Below are 13,362 nucleotides of genomic sequence, written 5' to 3' on the forward strand. Positions count from 1 at the left end.
CGGTCAGCGGACCCGGTATTTTTCGGTCTCAGCGGTTCGTAGCGACAATCCGTTGCCCGGGCCGTCCCCAGGCGTTACCGAACCGCCGTCGGGATCCAGCGTTCCGTCAAAGAAAAGATTCTCAATCCGAACGTGGTCATGGAACCATTCCAAGTGCCTGAAGTTCGGGGTCGCGGCGGCGACGGCTGTGCTCAGGTGGGGCGCACAGTGGCCGGAGATTTCGAGGCCATGGGCGGCCGCAACGGCGGCTATCCGCAACCATTCCGTGATTCCACCGCACCTGCTGACGTCCGCCTGCAGACAGTCGAGGGCATCGGCGACGCACATGCGCTGGAAATAGGGGAGGCCTGTTCCGTATTCTCCGGCGGCGACGTCCGCGTCCACCGCGTTCCGCACGGCCCGGAGGCCGGACAGGTGGTCGCTTGAGACCGGCTCCTCGAACCATGTCACCTCCTGCTCAGCAGCCTCACGCATAACGCGGATTGCCTGCTTTGCCGTGTAGGCACCGTTGGCATCGACGAACAGTTCAGTGCCACGCCCGACGACGGCGCGTGCCTGGCGGATGCGCTCCAGGTCGCGCTGGACGTTCGTTCCGCCGTTCTGGCCGATTTTGATCTTTACTCGCGGAATCCGCTGACGCTGGACCCAGCCCTCCAGTTGGCTCCTCAATTGCTCGTCGGTATAAGTGGTGAAACCGCCACTTCCGTAGACCGCGACGCTGTCCCGCGCAGCACCGAGCAGTTTATGCAACGGCAAGTCCAACAGGCGGGCCTTAAGGTCCCAAAGGGCGCAGTCGATGGCCGAGACCGCGTAAGACGCGAGTCCGGTTCTTCCCATGTTGCGCACCGTCCGGGCCATCGTTGCCGCGGCGGCCGGGACGTCCATGGCATCCACGCCGCAGACGGCGGGGCCCAGTAACTCTTCCACCAAGGCCATGGCCGCCGTCGGACCATAAGACCACCCGAGGCCGGTCTTGCCGCCCGCAGCGACTTGGACCAGCACCATTGTCGTAGAGTCCCAGCTAAAAGTACCGTCCGCTTCCGGCCCATCTGTGGGTACCGTGTATGCCGAAGCCTGGACAGCGGTGATAGGAGCATCGGCCGCCGCCATTTTTGGTAATACCACTGGTCATCGCTCCTTATGTGGCAGGAACTCCTGGATCTTGGTCTTGACGCCTTCCTTCACCACGCCCCACGCACTGTCGTCTCCCTTGAGCATGGCCTCGGCGGTGTTCCGTGCCTGCTCCAAGGTAGCGTGCGGCGGGATGGGCGGGATGTCGGGATCGGTGCGGACGTCAAGGAGCGTTGGCCTGTCCGCGGCAAGGGCGGTCTCCCAGGCCCGCCCCACGTCGTCGGGGTTGTCCACGTGGATGCCCTGCAACCCCAGGCTTTCGGCGAAACCGGCGTAGTCGACGTCCGGTAGTTCCTGGGATTCCCTGAAGGCCGGTACTCCACCCATGGCCCGCATTTCCCAGGTGACCTGGTTGAGGTCGTCGTTGTGCAGGACGGCCACCACCAGCCGGGGATCCGTCCACTCCCGCCAGTAGTGCTTGATGGTAATCAGTTCGGCGAGGCCGTTCATCTGCATGGCCCCATCACCGGCAAAGGCGATGGCAGGCCGGTCCGGATACGCGAACTTCGCACCGATGGCGTAGGGGACACCGGGTCCCATAGTGGCCAGGTTCCCCGACAGCGAGCCACGGACCTCGCCACGGAATTTCAACTGCCTCGCGTACCAGTTCGCCGAGGATCCCGAGTCGGCGCTCAGCATGGCGTTATCGGGCAGCCGGGTAGAGAGCTCGGCAAACAGGCGCATGGGATTGATGGGATTGGCGCTGACCATGGCTTCGTCATGCATTGTCTCCCACCAGCGGGTGATGGAGGACTTCAGTTCCTCCTGCCACGACCGGTCCCTCTTACGGTCCAAATGGGGAATCAATGCCCGCAACGCGGCCCCGGCGTCCGCCACGATGTTGAACTCATTGGCGTAGCGCAGCCCGATCATCTTCGGATCCACGTCGATCTGCACGCCGCGGGCCTGGCCGGGTTTGGGCAGGAATTGGGTGTAAGGAAAACTGGAGCCCACGGTGAGCAGGGTGTCACAGTCACGCATCATTTCGTAGCTGGGCCGTGTGCCCAACAAACCGATGGAACCAGTGACGTAGGGAAGTTCGTCGGACAGCGAGTCCTTCCCCAAGAGTGCCTTGGCGACGCCCGCTCCCAGCAGCTCTGCCACTTCCTGCACTTCCGTGGCCGCACCGCGGGCACCCTGACCGATCAAAATGGCCACCTTGGACCCTTCGTTCAGCAGCTGCGCAGCACCCCGGATTGCTTCGGGGGCCGGTTCGAGTGCCGGCCAACGGGTTCCCACGCTGGAGGGAACCATCTTGAACTCGTGGGTGGGCGCTGCGTATTCGAGCTCCTGCACATCCGACGGGATAATGACAGCCGTGGGAGCCCGCTGCGCCTCCGCGATCCGGATGGCGCGGTCAATCACGTTGGGCAGCTGCTCCGGGACCGTGACCATCTGGACGTAGTCGGAGGCTACGTCCTTGAACAAGCTCAACAAGTCGACTTCCTGCTGATAGGAGCCGCCCATGGCGCTCCGCGCTATCTGGCCTACGATGGCCACCACAGGGACGTGGTCCAGTTTGGCGTCGTACAGTCCATTGAGCAGATGGATTGCTCCCGGCCCGGAGGTAGCCATGCAAATAGCAGGCCGTCCAGAGAATTTGGCGTAGCCCACCGCTTCGAAGGCCGCCATCTCCTCGTGCCTGGCTTGGATGAATTTCGGCTGGTTGCCGGCCTTGCCGAAGGCGGCGAGAATCCCGTTGATGCCGTCTCCCGGAAATCCAAACACTTTGTCCACGCCCCACTCGCCCAGCCGGGAGAGAAGGTAGTCAGCCACGGTTGTTGCCATGATCATGCTCCTTTCGTGCTTGTCGGCACGCCGTTGCGGGCGCCCTTGACCAGGATGCGGGCGGCACGCGCCGCCACAGCCATGATGGTCAGTGCCGGATTGGCGCTGCCTTGTGTGGGCAGGACGCTGCCGTCAGTGACCAGAAGATTGGGTACTGCGAAAGTGCGGCAATTCCGGTCCACCACGCCGGTCTGCGCTGTGGCGGCCATGCGGGCACCGCCCACAAGATGGGCATACCTCTTAATGGTGATCACCTCTTCCGCCCCAGCGGCAGTGAGGATCTGCTCCATGACCTGCTGCGCAGCTGACATCAGGTGCCTGTCGTTCTCGCACTGGCTGTAGCTGAAGGAGGCCACGGGTATGCCGTTGTGGTCCGTTTCGTCCGCCAGCGTGACGCGGTTCCCTTCGAGGGGGAGGAACTCACACAGTGCGCCCAGGCATGCCCAGTGCGGATAGTCGCTCATATATCGGCGAAGCGTGGCTCCCCAATGGCCTTGCGCAGCCACGTGCTCCGCCCAGGTAATGGGCAACGGCGATACGCACTGGATGGAAAATCCGCGCTTGTACGGTTTCTCCGGATTTGTCTCATAGAAGTCTTCGGTACTGACTTCCGGGGGAGGAGCCTTCCACATCCGCACCTCGGCCTGGAACCTCCCGGCTGTCTGTGGTGCGCCCTGGACCATGAGGTAGCGGCCCACTTGGTCGAAGTCGTTGCACAGTCCATCCGGAAAACGCTGCGACGTCGAATTGAGCAACAGCCGCGGGGTCTCGATCGAGTAGCCTGCCACAGCCACCATGCGCGCGCGCTGAAACCTTTGGACGCCCTCGCGCAGGTATTCGACGCCCGTTGCCATGCCGGTGTGCTCATCGACCCCGATCCTGGTGACCATGGAGTCCGGGCGCACCTCGGCGCCCTGGGCCAGCGCGTCGGGGATGTGGGTTATCAGGGGCGAGGCCTTGGCATTGACTTTGCACCCTTGAAGGCAAAACCCGCGGTAGATGCAGTGCGGTCGGTTGCCGAACCGGCCGTTGGCGATGGCCACCGGCCCCACTTTGGCGGTGATCCCGCATGCCTGTGCACCCCGAAGAAAGAGCTCACCGTTGCCGGATACAGGGTGCGGACGGTGGGGGTAGCGGTGCGGGTCACCCCAGGGCCAGTGTTCCCCCGCGACTGGCAATTCGGCTTCTATCTCCTCATACAACGGCCGGAGTTCCTCGTACGTCAACGGCCAGTCGGCCCCGACTCCGTCCGTGCTGAGGGTGCGGAAGTCGCTGGGGTGGAAACGCGGCGTGTATCCGGCGTAATGGACCATCGAGCCGCCTACGCCCCGCCCTGAGTTGTTCGACCCCAACGGCACCGGATCAGCCCCCGAGATGACCCGCGGTTCCGTCCAGTACAAGTGGTGGGAGCCGGCTTCGTCACTGACCCAATCCTGCTCGGGTTCCCAGAAGGGCCCTGCGTCCAAGGCCACCGCCCGCCAACCTGCCCGGGCCAGCCGCTGGAGCAGCGTGGCACCGCCGGCGCCGCAGCCGACGATGACGATATCCACTTCGTCCGCATCGGCGTACCGGCGCATCTTTTCCCGCAATCCGGTATTGCTGCCTGGTCCGGTGGGCAGGAGCCACGCGGACGGGTTACGTTCCCTGAGGGAGCTCACCGGTCAGCTCCATGGGTCGGGTCGGCATCCGCTCGCACGTCGCGGACCTCGAAGGGTTCCAATTTGTCGACTCCCAGGTTTTTGTAGCCACGAGGGTAGGCGGGTCCCGCGAAGCCGATTTCGTCCCAAGCCAGGGGATGGGAATAGAAGGCGGTGCAGGCATATCGTGTCCACAGGCTCCATACCCGGTCCGCCGGCAGGCCGTGCCAAGGTTCCTGTCTTAGGTCACAGATGCCCTGCAACAGCCTGCCCTGCTGCTCCTTGTCGAGCAGCGCAAACGGACAGTCCGCCAGGGACCGCGCCTCATCGTCCAAGGCAGCGAGGGAAGCACGCCAAGCCGCACCGTCCGGGGGCATGTCCGCATAATGCCAGCCGTCAGACTCCTCCGCGGCCAGCCGGGCATCGACCATATTCAGCACGGGCACCTTTGGCTCTTCCTGCTGGTTAAGCAGCATGTCCAAAAGGGCCCTGGCTGCAGCTTCCTCGGCTGGAGTAAAGAAGCGGACATCCGGAGGCGGCCCCAAACGGGCCTGTACGACGGCGGCGGTGGCCTGGTCCCAGTGTCCGGCCTGCGCGAGGCTGCTGAACCCCGGATACCGGCCGCCGCCGTCGGACGCTTCCGACGGCAGACCGCTCACGGCTCCCTCCTCAGCACCGAGGCCAAGACACCCATACCGCCGACCATGGTGACCAGCAGCGGTGCGAACAGCGGTGGCCCCATCTCCAGGTTGTAGCGGAGGTTGGACAGGCCCCCGGGCTTTTGGCGGATCCCCTGCAGATGCAGCCATGTACCCTGTAAACCATTGGCAATGATCGCTGCGCTGGCCAAGGGAAGGGCAGTCTTGGCTGCCCGACGACTGAAGACTCCCGCGACTCCAGCCACGGCACCCACGGGGCCGAGCACAACCGGCGCCCACATCCACTTGTTACCGAAGCTGGCCTTGTCATGTTCGAGGAAAATCTCTGCTGCTGTGACCAATGCGCCAGCCGCTGTCAGCGCGGAGAGGGCACGCTCAAAATGTCCGGTCTGCACGTTCGTAATCAGCCGGTCAATGCCGCGCACTGTGTCCCGTGGTAGTTGTGTTTTCACGATTCTCCTTACGTGCAGGGGAGGTGCTTTCAAATTTGTGAAGCGGCAAAGCTTTGCGGGAATGCAACTATCGGAGCAAACTGGTGCTCATGGATACAGGTGGGGGATCCGACCAGATCCCGGAGGTTTCGAGTCGGGAAGTCGAGGCAATGATGCGTGCCGCCGATACGCTTTTGCGCGTCGTTGCCAGCTCTGTTGCTGAGGTTGAAGATGTGGTGAACAGCCCCCAGCTCCGGGTGCTGGTCCGCATCCACACCCGCGGACCGCAAAATCTTGGCGGAGTGGCCGCCGAGCTGGGTGTACACGCCTCCAATGCGACCCGGATCTGTGATCGGCTGGTGGCAGCTGATCTGCTGGAGCGCAGGGAAGACCCCGCTGACCGGCGGTACATTTGGCTCGAGCTGACTGCAAAAGGAAGAGCACTCGTGGAATCCGTGCTGAACCACCGCCGGGAGGCCATTGCAGAGGTGATGTCGAGGATGCCGGCCGGGCGCCGGCCGGCGCTGACCGCGGCGCTCGAGGCCTTCGCAGCCGCCGCCGGGGGCCAAGGCACCACCGACGGTCGCTTTACCCTGGGGGCCAGCACGTGAAGTAACTGGATCCTGGTGCCGCAATCCATGACTTCATTGAACTCCAGTACTTGCGCTGACGCAATAGTTGGCCCTCGGCTACGTAGTTGGCGCCGGGTTCCTAGGGGGTCCGATGCCCAGACGTGGCCCCGCGCAGACCTCCAACTCGCAGACCTTCAGGTCGGCGTGATGCCCCACGCCGCAGTGTGGGATTGCCCGGGCTGAAGGGTGATCAGCCCCTCGCCGGAGTTGAAGGCGTCCGGCGCGCAGGTCATGGGCTCCACGCCAAGTCCGGCGCGTCGCCTGTTCAACTGGGGGAGGGCGTCGCCCGTGAAAATCTCCAGAAACGGGTAGGACCGATCCACCCAAAGCCCGACCCCGCCGGAATGGTCAGGACGCAGCAGTTTGACCCATGCGCGTCCGTCTGTGTCACGGATAAGGTCCGTGTAAGCGACGTCAATATGCCGGGGGCCCAGTTGCTGAAGCTCCCGCAGGTCGTACTCGGTTCCGTCCACCCGCTCGTGTCCGGTGGGAATACCCCGTTCATCCACAGGTAAGAAGGTTGCGCCGGGCACCTGGACCAGTCCTGCGTCAATGGCGCCGCCCCGGACCACTCCGGTGCTGAGGTACGGATGGGCGCCCGTACCGTAAGGGCACGCTGACGCGCTTCGGTTCACCACTGTGGTCCGCACGGTCAGTCCGTCAAGTCCAAGGTGGTAGTCCACCCGGGAATCAAGAACCCAGGGCCACCCTTGGCAGGCGTGCAGCGTGTAGACAAAAGAAATGGCATCCTCAGCCCGTTCGATGACGTCCCAGTTCCGCCATCGGGTCAACCCGTGAATTGCTCCACCCTTGTCAGGTTCGCTGAGATCCAGCTGCAACGGCTGGCCCTCCCATTCATACTTTCCATTCCGAATCCGGTTGGGCCATGGGATGAGCGATTGACCGCGCGCTCCGGTGCACATTTCGTCAGGGCCGTAACCGTCCAGGACGGGAACGCCGTCGATGCGGAAGTCACGAAGGGCTCCGCCAACTTCGGTGAGCCAAGCAATTTGCTGCCCGGATCGGATCTCGTACTGCGCGCCCGAGGGAAACTTGAGGTCCCGGACATCCTCGGAGCCGGCCTCTTCCGCCGTCATGGCTTAGCGCCTCCGCCGCCCTCGCTGGTGATGTCGAGGACCACCTTGACATCATCAGGCCGGCGCTGGAAAGCAGCCTCGAAGTCACCCAACGGGACGCGACGGCTGATGAGGCGCCCCAGCCACTCCTGGTCGGCCTTCGCCAAAGCGGCGGCGCCGGCGTCGTAGTGGCGCTTGTTGGCATTCACGCTGCCGAACACCACGCCGTTGCTAAGCACCTCCTCGCGGTTGAGCGCCCCGACGTCCACCTTGGCAGGTTTCCCTGTGCTGGACACGCCAGTGAGGCAGGTGATGGCATCCTGGGCGCGGCAACTGAGTGCGTCAAGGATCACCGGAGTAACACCCGTGCATTCAACAAGGATGTCAGGCCTTAGGCCGGACTCAGGCAATGGCTCGCTGTGGTACGTAGCCCCCAGCTTGCGCACCAGTTCCGGCTTGGGGCCGTCCTTGACGAGGTCGAAGACGTGCACCTCCAGGCCCTGCTGGACTCCCATCATGGCTGCGAGCAGTCCCACCGGACCTGCCCCTGTCACCACCGTGACATGCGGATCGAAAAAGGCGCGCTGTCCAATCCGTCCGATCTGCTCCCAGGCTTTGGCGACGATGGTGGTCGGTTCCAGCAGCACTCCGAGGCCCTGCAGTTGTGCGTCCAGCTTCACCATGTCCTGCGGTTGGGCCCTCCAGCGTTCCCGGGCAAAGCCGTCCAAGCCCTTGATTCCGTGTTCGGTGTACTTGCCGTTCAGACACATGTCCCACTCGCCCACGGCGCAGGCCTTGCACGGCTCCGGATCGGGGCGCCGTACGATGCCCACCACCAGATCGCCTTCTGCCAAACCGGAATCGGCGGGAGCCTCCAGCACCCGGCCCAAGTTCTCATGCCCCAACACGAGGTAGTCCTGCCCGGGCGGCGCTTCCCCGTAATCAGCCGCGACGATCTCACTATCCGTCCCGCAGAGGCCCACGGCCAATGACTCAACCAGGACATTTCCCTCGTTCTCCGCAGGGTCCCGGACATCACGCAAGTGCAGGGAATCCTTTTGTCCGGGTGTAACAGCCAGTGCACGCATGGTTTCTCCCATCAGCAGCGGATATCTCTGGCAAGTGTCCCGCGTTATTTGCGCTGGCGCAACGGTGTTGTTCCTGGCCCAAAGCGCGGACGGACAGAGCCACCGTTCGACGTCGGGCGCACCGTTTAGGGAGGCCCTCCCGTGGCTGCGAGGGCATCAGCATTAGCATGGTCGAGAAACCAGCATGGTCAGAAGACAGGTTGGTCCAGAAGGCAGTTGGTCCAGAAAGCATCGTTGTCGAGAAAGCTCCTTGGTCCAGACGACAGGTGAGGGAGTCATAGCGGGGCACCGAAATTCAGGTCCGGACATGAGCGTTCGGGAGCGCGTCTTGTACGGGCGCTGTGGCCCGCTTCAGGCCAGACGAGCCGCACAGGCGAAACGAGGGTCACAGGCAGCGGCATAAGTAAGTTCAGTGGCGCACGCAAGGGGAGCGCGGCCGCTTCGGCTTTCATAGTTGTTGCAGCGCTCGGTGCTGCAGCCCTCAGGGCCACGCCTTGGCCTTCAGCCTTGCTGATCTGTTGGGTCTTCGAACGTGGGGCAAAAGCAACGGTGGAGGAGATGGCACCCTACGTGCCGAACAGGTCTCTTCGCTGCACGAGCGTGACCTACAAGAAAGGCGCCCCGTTCGACGTCTTCAGCCCGCAGGGCTCTGAAGAGCCACTCCCGACAATTGTATGGATAGATGGGGGAGCCTGGATTTCAGGTGCCCAGTCCAACGTGGAACCGTATCTTCGGATCCTGGCCGCAGAAGGCTTCACCACTATTGGCATCGGCTACCCTCTGCGCCCTGAGAGCACGTACCCCTCTGCGGTGCATCACATCAACGACGCCCTCGCTTACATCCGGGCGCACGCGGCCGATCTGCAGGTGGACGCCCAGCGCATTGTTCTGGCCGGCGACTCCGCCGGAGCCCAACTTGCGAGCCAAACGGCGACCCTGACGGTAAACGCTGCCACAATCCTGCACTGCGGTGTCTACGATCTTAAGGCGATGGCCGATCTTGCCGGCATCACCGCATGGGCCGCTGCCTGTCTTGACCTCCCAGGTGAGGGCTGACACGCGTTCTCACAGTGCAGGACTGGAGGCAGTTGTGAAATGCTCAGCGCATTGGCTACGTGCGGGTGAGCGCGGTGGATCAGAATGAGCTGTGCCGCCTCGAGGGCAAGGTTATGGACAGGGTGTTCACGGACAAAGCCTTGGGACGGCACACACCGCCCGGTCGGTAGGTGACCGAGCGGGCCGCTCAGATCCACGACGGCGGTGCCGGGACGGTGCCGGTTGCTGCGCCGGGCCCGGACGCTGTTACCCCGTTGGCACCACGGCCTGCTGCCCATTGGACGAGGCATGGCAGCGGACCACTGATGATCGTCGGGTCCGCGGCGCCGGTGTCGCCGAAGCAAAAATCCGTGTCATTCACCCTGATCACCAGCCCTGTGTCCGTGCCGCGGGTGTGCCAAGCGCCGGTGACGTCGGTGAGGAGCCGCTCCAGTACGGCCGCCGGTACGTCGTTGAAGGTGGCGCCATTGTTCAGGTCCACGGCGTGGATCCAGACTTCACGGGTGCGCATCCAGACGGTTTCCGCCGCGGGAACGGTCCGACCTTGGGCGGTTTTGACCTTGTGGTGCCAGGCGTCCGCGGGGAGGTCGCGCCATTCAACGTTCAGGTGCACGGCGGAGTGGTCGAACAGATTCCGCAGGGCGATCGGGGATAGGGTCGCCCCGAACTCGATCTCGTGGTGGCGGGCCTCCGGGGATGGGTACATCGGAGTTTCGACGCCGGTGGCGGCCCACTCGATCAACCGTGCGAGGGCACGGGCGTTGTAGCCCACATGCGCTACAACGTGGCGGCGCGTCCAGCCCGGGAGGAGGGTGCCGCCGTCGAGCCCTGAATCGGACAGTTCGTTCAGCTTCCGCGCGAAGAAGGCCGTGCCGCGTCGCGCCTGTAGCAGTGCGTCCAGGAGCGCCACATCAGTGGTCTGATCGTGCCGGGCTACCATCAGGCTTCCTTGACCACGCGGTTTTTCAGTTGGCCAAGTCCTTCGATGGTGGTGACCAGGACTTGTCCCTCCTGTAGGTAGCATTTGGGGTCCTGGGCGTGGCCCACGCCGCCGGGCGTGCCGGTGGCGATGACGTCGCCGGGGTTCAGCGTGATGATGGTGGAGATGTAGGAGACCAGGAATTCCGGGGTGAACACCAGGTCCGAAGTGGGGGTGGACTGTTGGACTTCGGCGTCCACGCACGAGGTCATCAACGGCCCTGGCGTGAACTCGTCCTTGGTGACCACGGCAGGCCCGAACGGGGTGGACTTCTCCCAGGTCTTGCCCTGCAGCCATTGAATGGTGCGGAACTGGTAGTCGCGCATTGAGATGTCGTTGAGGACGGAGTATCCGGCGATGTGCTCGGCAGCCTCTTCTTCGCGGATGCGGCGGCCGGTTTTGCCGATGACGACGGCGAGTTCAGCTTCCCAGTCAACGGTGTCCGATTCCTGCGGCAGGGCCAGGTCATCATTGGGGCCGATCAGGGACTCGGCGTACTTGGCGAACAGGGTGGGGTATTCCGGGACGTCCCGGCCCATCTCCTTGATGTGGTTGCGGTAGTTGTGGCCGACGCAGATGATCTTGCCGGGGAAAGGCACGACGGCGGCGAGGTCGGCGCCGTCGAGGGGGTGGGTTGCGCCGTTGGCTGCCTTCGCTGTGGCTTCCCAGGCGGGGTCCTTCAGCAGGGCACCGACGTCAGGGAAGCCCGGGATCTCGGTGAGTGTGTCGCCGTCCTGGCGGACCGCCGTCGTGCTTGCAGTGTCTCCGGAGCCGGTGCGCAGGGTGAGGAGTCTCATTACTTGGTGCGTCCTTCGATGTAGGTGCGGTTGAAATTCAGGCGCTCAAAGATGGGGGCGTCGCTGAACCGGAACAAATCAAACCCCGTGTGTGAACCGGCGTCGGCCTGGAGGGACCATGCCGTCCAGGACGGGACCACGAAGAGGTCGCCCTTGGCCAGTTGCTTGGTTTCGCCGTTCAGGACTACGGTGCCGGTGCCTTCGAAGACCTGCCAGACGCTCGAGCCCACCTCGCGAACGGTTTCCGTGGCAGCACCCGCCCGGAGGCGGTGGAACTCGGCCCGGATGGTGGGCATCACGTCGCCGCCGGTGGTGGGGTTGGTAAAGCGGATGGCTGCGTGGCCTTGCGACACGGTGGCCGGGTGGCCTTCGTCTTCCAGGAGCAGTTGCTCGGCCAGCGCCCGGTCGGTGTACTCCCACCGGTAGGCAGCAATGGGGGAGTTGGTGGTGTCATCCAGCCCGGAGAGCGGGCGGAGGCCGGGGTGGGCCCAGAGCCGTTCGGAGCGGGAGATGTCCGGGGTGGCTTCGTCGGTGACGCGCTCGGTACCGAACTCGAAGAACCCGGCGTCGGCGTAGTGCACGAACGGGATGTCCAAGCCGTCGATCCAGGCCATCGGCTCGTCGGTGTCGTTATGGTGGCCGTGGAAGTTCCAGCCCGGGGTCAGCAGGAAATCACCGCGGGACATCCGGACGGGGTCGCCGTTCACCACGGTCCACACGCCTTCGCCTTCGACGACAAAGCGGAAGGCATTCTGTGAATGGCGGTGCTCCGGTGCCGTTTCCCGGCCGCCCAGATACTGGATGGCGGCCCAGAGCGTGGGGGTGGCGTACGGGGTGCCCGCCAGGCCCGGGTTGGCCAGGGCAATAGCCCGGCGTTCCCCGCCGCGGCCCACCGGCACCAGGTCACCGGCGCGAGCGGCCAGGGGGTACAGGTCATCCCACCGCCAGACGTGCGGCACGGCCTTGGGCGACGGGACCATCGGCATCAAGTCAGCGATCTCGGTCCACAGCGGGATCAGGTTTTCTTTATCGAAATCCCGGTACAGCTGCTTAAGCTGGGCAGCCTCCTCCGGTGTGGGCTCGGGAACGTGGTGTTCCTGCGCTACGGATTGATGGGTTTGGTTCTCAGCACTGATCGACACTGGCCTTCTCCTTGCGTGCGGACTGACTGCGGCGTGGATTCGACCATAAGGAGTGCGGCGCTGTGATATCCAAGATATTCTGACTGGCAGAATTTTGTAGCTGAACCAGCCATAAGCGGGAGCTTAGCTTCCTGCCGAACCATCCACCGGGTTGGCAGCAATGTCCATCTCCAGCTGGCGCCGGGTTTCCATCATGACTCCCACCAGGCCGGCGTCGAACAGCGGCCGAAACCTCGCCACCGGAGTGGCCACGCTCAACGCGCCCACCAAAACGCCCTGACCGTTATGCAAAGCCATCCCGAAGGCGCTGATGCCCTCCTCCGTGCCCTCGAAGTTCGCGGCGAAGCCGTTGGCGCGGACCGACTCAAGCTCGCGCAGGAAAGCCGGGTACTCGGCGTCGGAAACGAAGTCCCCGGCGAGCTGCGCGTTAGGGCTTCGGAACAGCTGCTCCAGCACTGCGGGATCCAGCTCCGCCAGGATAGCTTTTCCGCCCGAAGCCTTGTGTGCCGGCAAGAGGGTGCCCTGACGGTCGCCGACACGGAGGATGTTGGTGCTTTCCACGGTGTCCAGGAAGCGCACCTTAGTGCCCACCCGGATCATGAGGTTGACCGTCTCATTGGTGCGTGCGCACAGCAGCTCCATGTGTGGCCGGGAGATGTCCCGCAGTTGCCGCGTCCAGCTGAGGCCGGCGGGACCAGCCCCCATCGCCGGGCCCGGAACATAGCGGCGCGTCTCGTCTTGGACCGCGAAGCCCCGGTACACCAGCATGGCCAGGAGCCGGTGTGCCGTGGAGGGAGCCACGCCCAGTTCCGCCGCGGCGTCCTTGAGGCGCAGGCTGCCCACGTCCCGCAGCAGCTGCAGGAGCTGCAGGGCGTTGTCCACCGCTTCAATGGAGTAGGTGGGCTTTCGACGGGCGGGAAGATTCTGCATGACAGAATCTTATGTT

13 protein-coding genes and 1 pseudogene are annotated in these 13,362 nt (G+C 64.1%); 3 read left to right on the forward strand and 11 right to left on the reverse strand.

The features are described 5' to 3' along the window. Window positions 1-3: 3 nt before the first annotated feature. The 5 genes from QRN04_RS14900 to QRN04_RS14920 are packed head-to-tail and all read right to left on the reverse strand — an operon-like array spanning window position 4 to window position 5,667. Entirely contained in the window at window positions 4-1,125 is a 1,122-nt protein-coding gene (locus QRN04_RS14900) for an enolase C-terminal domain-like protein (protein ID WP_284976803.1), read from the reverse strand. 3 nt (window positions 1,126-1,128) lie between these two features. Then, window positions 1,129-2,919, reverse strand: a complete 1,791-nt coding sequence (locus tag QRN04_RS14905; protein WP_284976804.1) for a thiamine pyrophosphate-requiring protein — start codon at window positions 2,917-2,919, stop codon at window positions 1,129-1,131. A 2-nt stretch (window positions 2,920-2,921) separates the two neighbouring features. Next, window positions 2,922-4,577, reverse strand: a complete 1,656-nt coding sequence (locus QRN04_RS14910) for a GMC family oxidoreductase (protein WP_284976805.1) — start codon at window positions 4,575-4,577, stop codon at window positions 2,922-2,924. Then, window positions 4,574-5,215: a gluconate 2-dehydrogenase subunit 3 family protein gene (locus QRN04_RS14915; RefSeq protein ID WP_284976806.1), complete on the reverse strand. Its 642-nt coding sequence runs from the start codon at window positions 5,213-5,215 to the stop codon at window positions 4,574-4,576. Before QRN04_RS14915 ends, QRN04_RS14910 begins: the two co-directional genes overlap by 4 nt. Then, window positions 5,212-5,667 (reverse strand): hypothetical protein, encoded by a 456-nt coding sequence (locus QRN04_RS14920; protein ID WP_284976807.1) that lies wholly within the window; start codon window positions 5,665-5,667, stop codon window positions 5,212-5,214. The genes QRN04_RS14915 and QRN04_RS14920 overlap by 4 nt, the downstream gene beginning before the upstream one ends. Window positions 5,668-5,756: 89 nt before the next feature. Between QRN04_RS14920 and QRN04_RS14925 the strand changes: the two genes are divergently transcribed. Next, window positions 5,757-6,257 carry a MarR family winged helix-turn-helix transcriptional regulator gene (locus tag QRN04_RS14925; RefSeq protein ID WP_284976808.1) on the forward strand — a complete coding sequence of 167 codons (501 nt, stop codon included), beginning with the start codon at window positions 5,757-5,759 and terminating at the stop codon, window positions 6,255-6,257. A 155-nt stretch (window positions 6,258-6,412) separates the two neighbouring features. Here the strand turns inward: QRN04_RS14925 and QRN04_RS14930 are convergent, their stop codons facing one another. Together QRN04_RS14930 and QRN04_RS14935 are read right to left on the reverse strand one after the other, a co-directional pair. After that, window positions 6,413-7,375, reverse strand: a complete 963-nt coding sequence (locus tag QRN04_RS14930) for an aldose 1-epimerase family protein (RefSeq protein WP_284976809.1) — start codon at window positions 7,373-7,375, stop codon at window positions 6,413-6,415. Next, window positions 7,372-8,442, reverse strand: coding sequence for a glucose 1-dehydrogenase (locus QRN04_RS14935; protein WP_284976810.1), 1,071 nt, complete (start codon window positions 8,440-8,442; stop codon window positions 7,372-7,374). The genes QRN04_RS14930 and QRN04_RS14935 overlap by 4 nt, the downstream gene beginning before the upstream one ends. 600 nt (window positions 8,443-9,042) lie before the next feature. Between QRN04_RS14935 and QRN04_RS14940 the strand changes: the two genes are divergently transcribed. Both QRN04_RS14940 and QRN04_RS14945 read left to right on the forward strand, forming a co-directional pair. Then, window positions 9,043-9,498, forward strand: a complete 456-nt coding sequence (locus QRN04_RS14940) for an alpha/beta hydrolase (RefSeq protein WP_284976811.1) — start codon at window positions 9,043-9,045, stop codon at window positions 9,496-9,498. Window positions 9,499-9,548: 50 nt separating this feature from the next. Then, window positions 9,549-9,653 (forward strand): annotated as a pseudogene (locus tag QRN04_RS14945) (recombinase family protein); the annotation flags it as partial. A gap of 32 nt (window positions 9,654-9,685) precedes the next feature. On the opposite strand, the gene QRN04_RS14950 reads toward QRN04_RS14945, so the two are convergent. From QRN04_RS14950 to QRN04_RS14965, 4 genes are all read right to left on the reverse strand, one after another. After that, a complete protein-coding gene (locus QRN04_RS14950) occupies window positions 9,686-10,438 on the reverse strand; it encodes a maleylpyruvate isomerase family mycothiol-dependent enzyme (protein ID WP_284976812.1) in 753 nt (250 codons plus the stop codon). After that, window positions 10,438-11,274, reverse strand: coding sequence for a fumarylacetoacetate hydrolase family protein (locus QRN04_RS14955; RefSeq protein WP_284976813.1), 837 nt, complete (start codon window positions 11,272-11,274; stop codon window positions 10,438-10,440). The genes QRN04_RS14950 and QRN04_RS14955 overlap by 1 nt, the downstream gene beginning before the upstream one ends. Then, window positions 11,274-12,416: a cupin domain-containing protein gene (locus QRN04_RS14960; protein WP_284976814.1), complete on the reverse strand. Its 1,143-nt coding sequence runs from the start codon at window positions 12,414-12,416 to the stop codon at window positions 11,274-11,276. The genes QRN04_RS14955 and QRN04_RS14960 overlap by 1 nt, the downstream gene beginning before the upstream one ends. A 123-nt stretch (window positions 12,417-12,539) precedes the next feature. Then, window positions 12,540-13,346 (reverse strand): IclR family transcriptional regulator, encoded by an 807-nt coding sequence (locus QRN04_RS14965; RefSeq protein ID WP_284976815.1) that lies wholly within the window; start codon window positions 13,344-13,346, stop codon window positions 12,540-12,542. Window positions 13,347-13,362 lie beyond the last annotated feature (16 nt).

This window comes from Arthrobacter sp. efr-133-TYG-104, from assembly GCF_030208915.1.
Classification (GTDB): Bacteria; Actinomycetota; Actinomycetes; order Actinomycetales; family Micrococcaceae; genus Arthrobacter.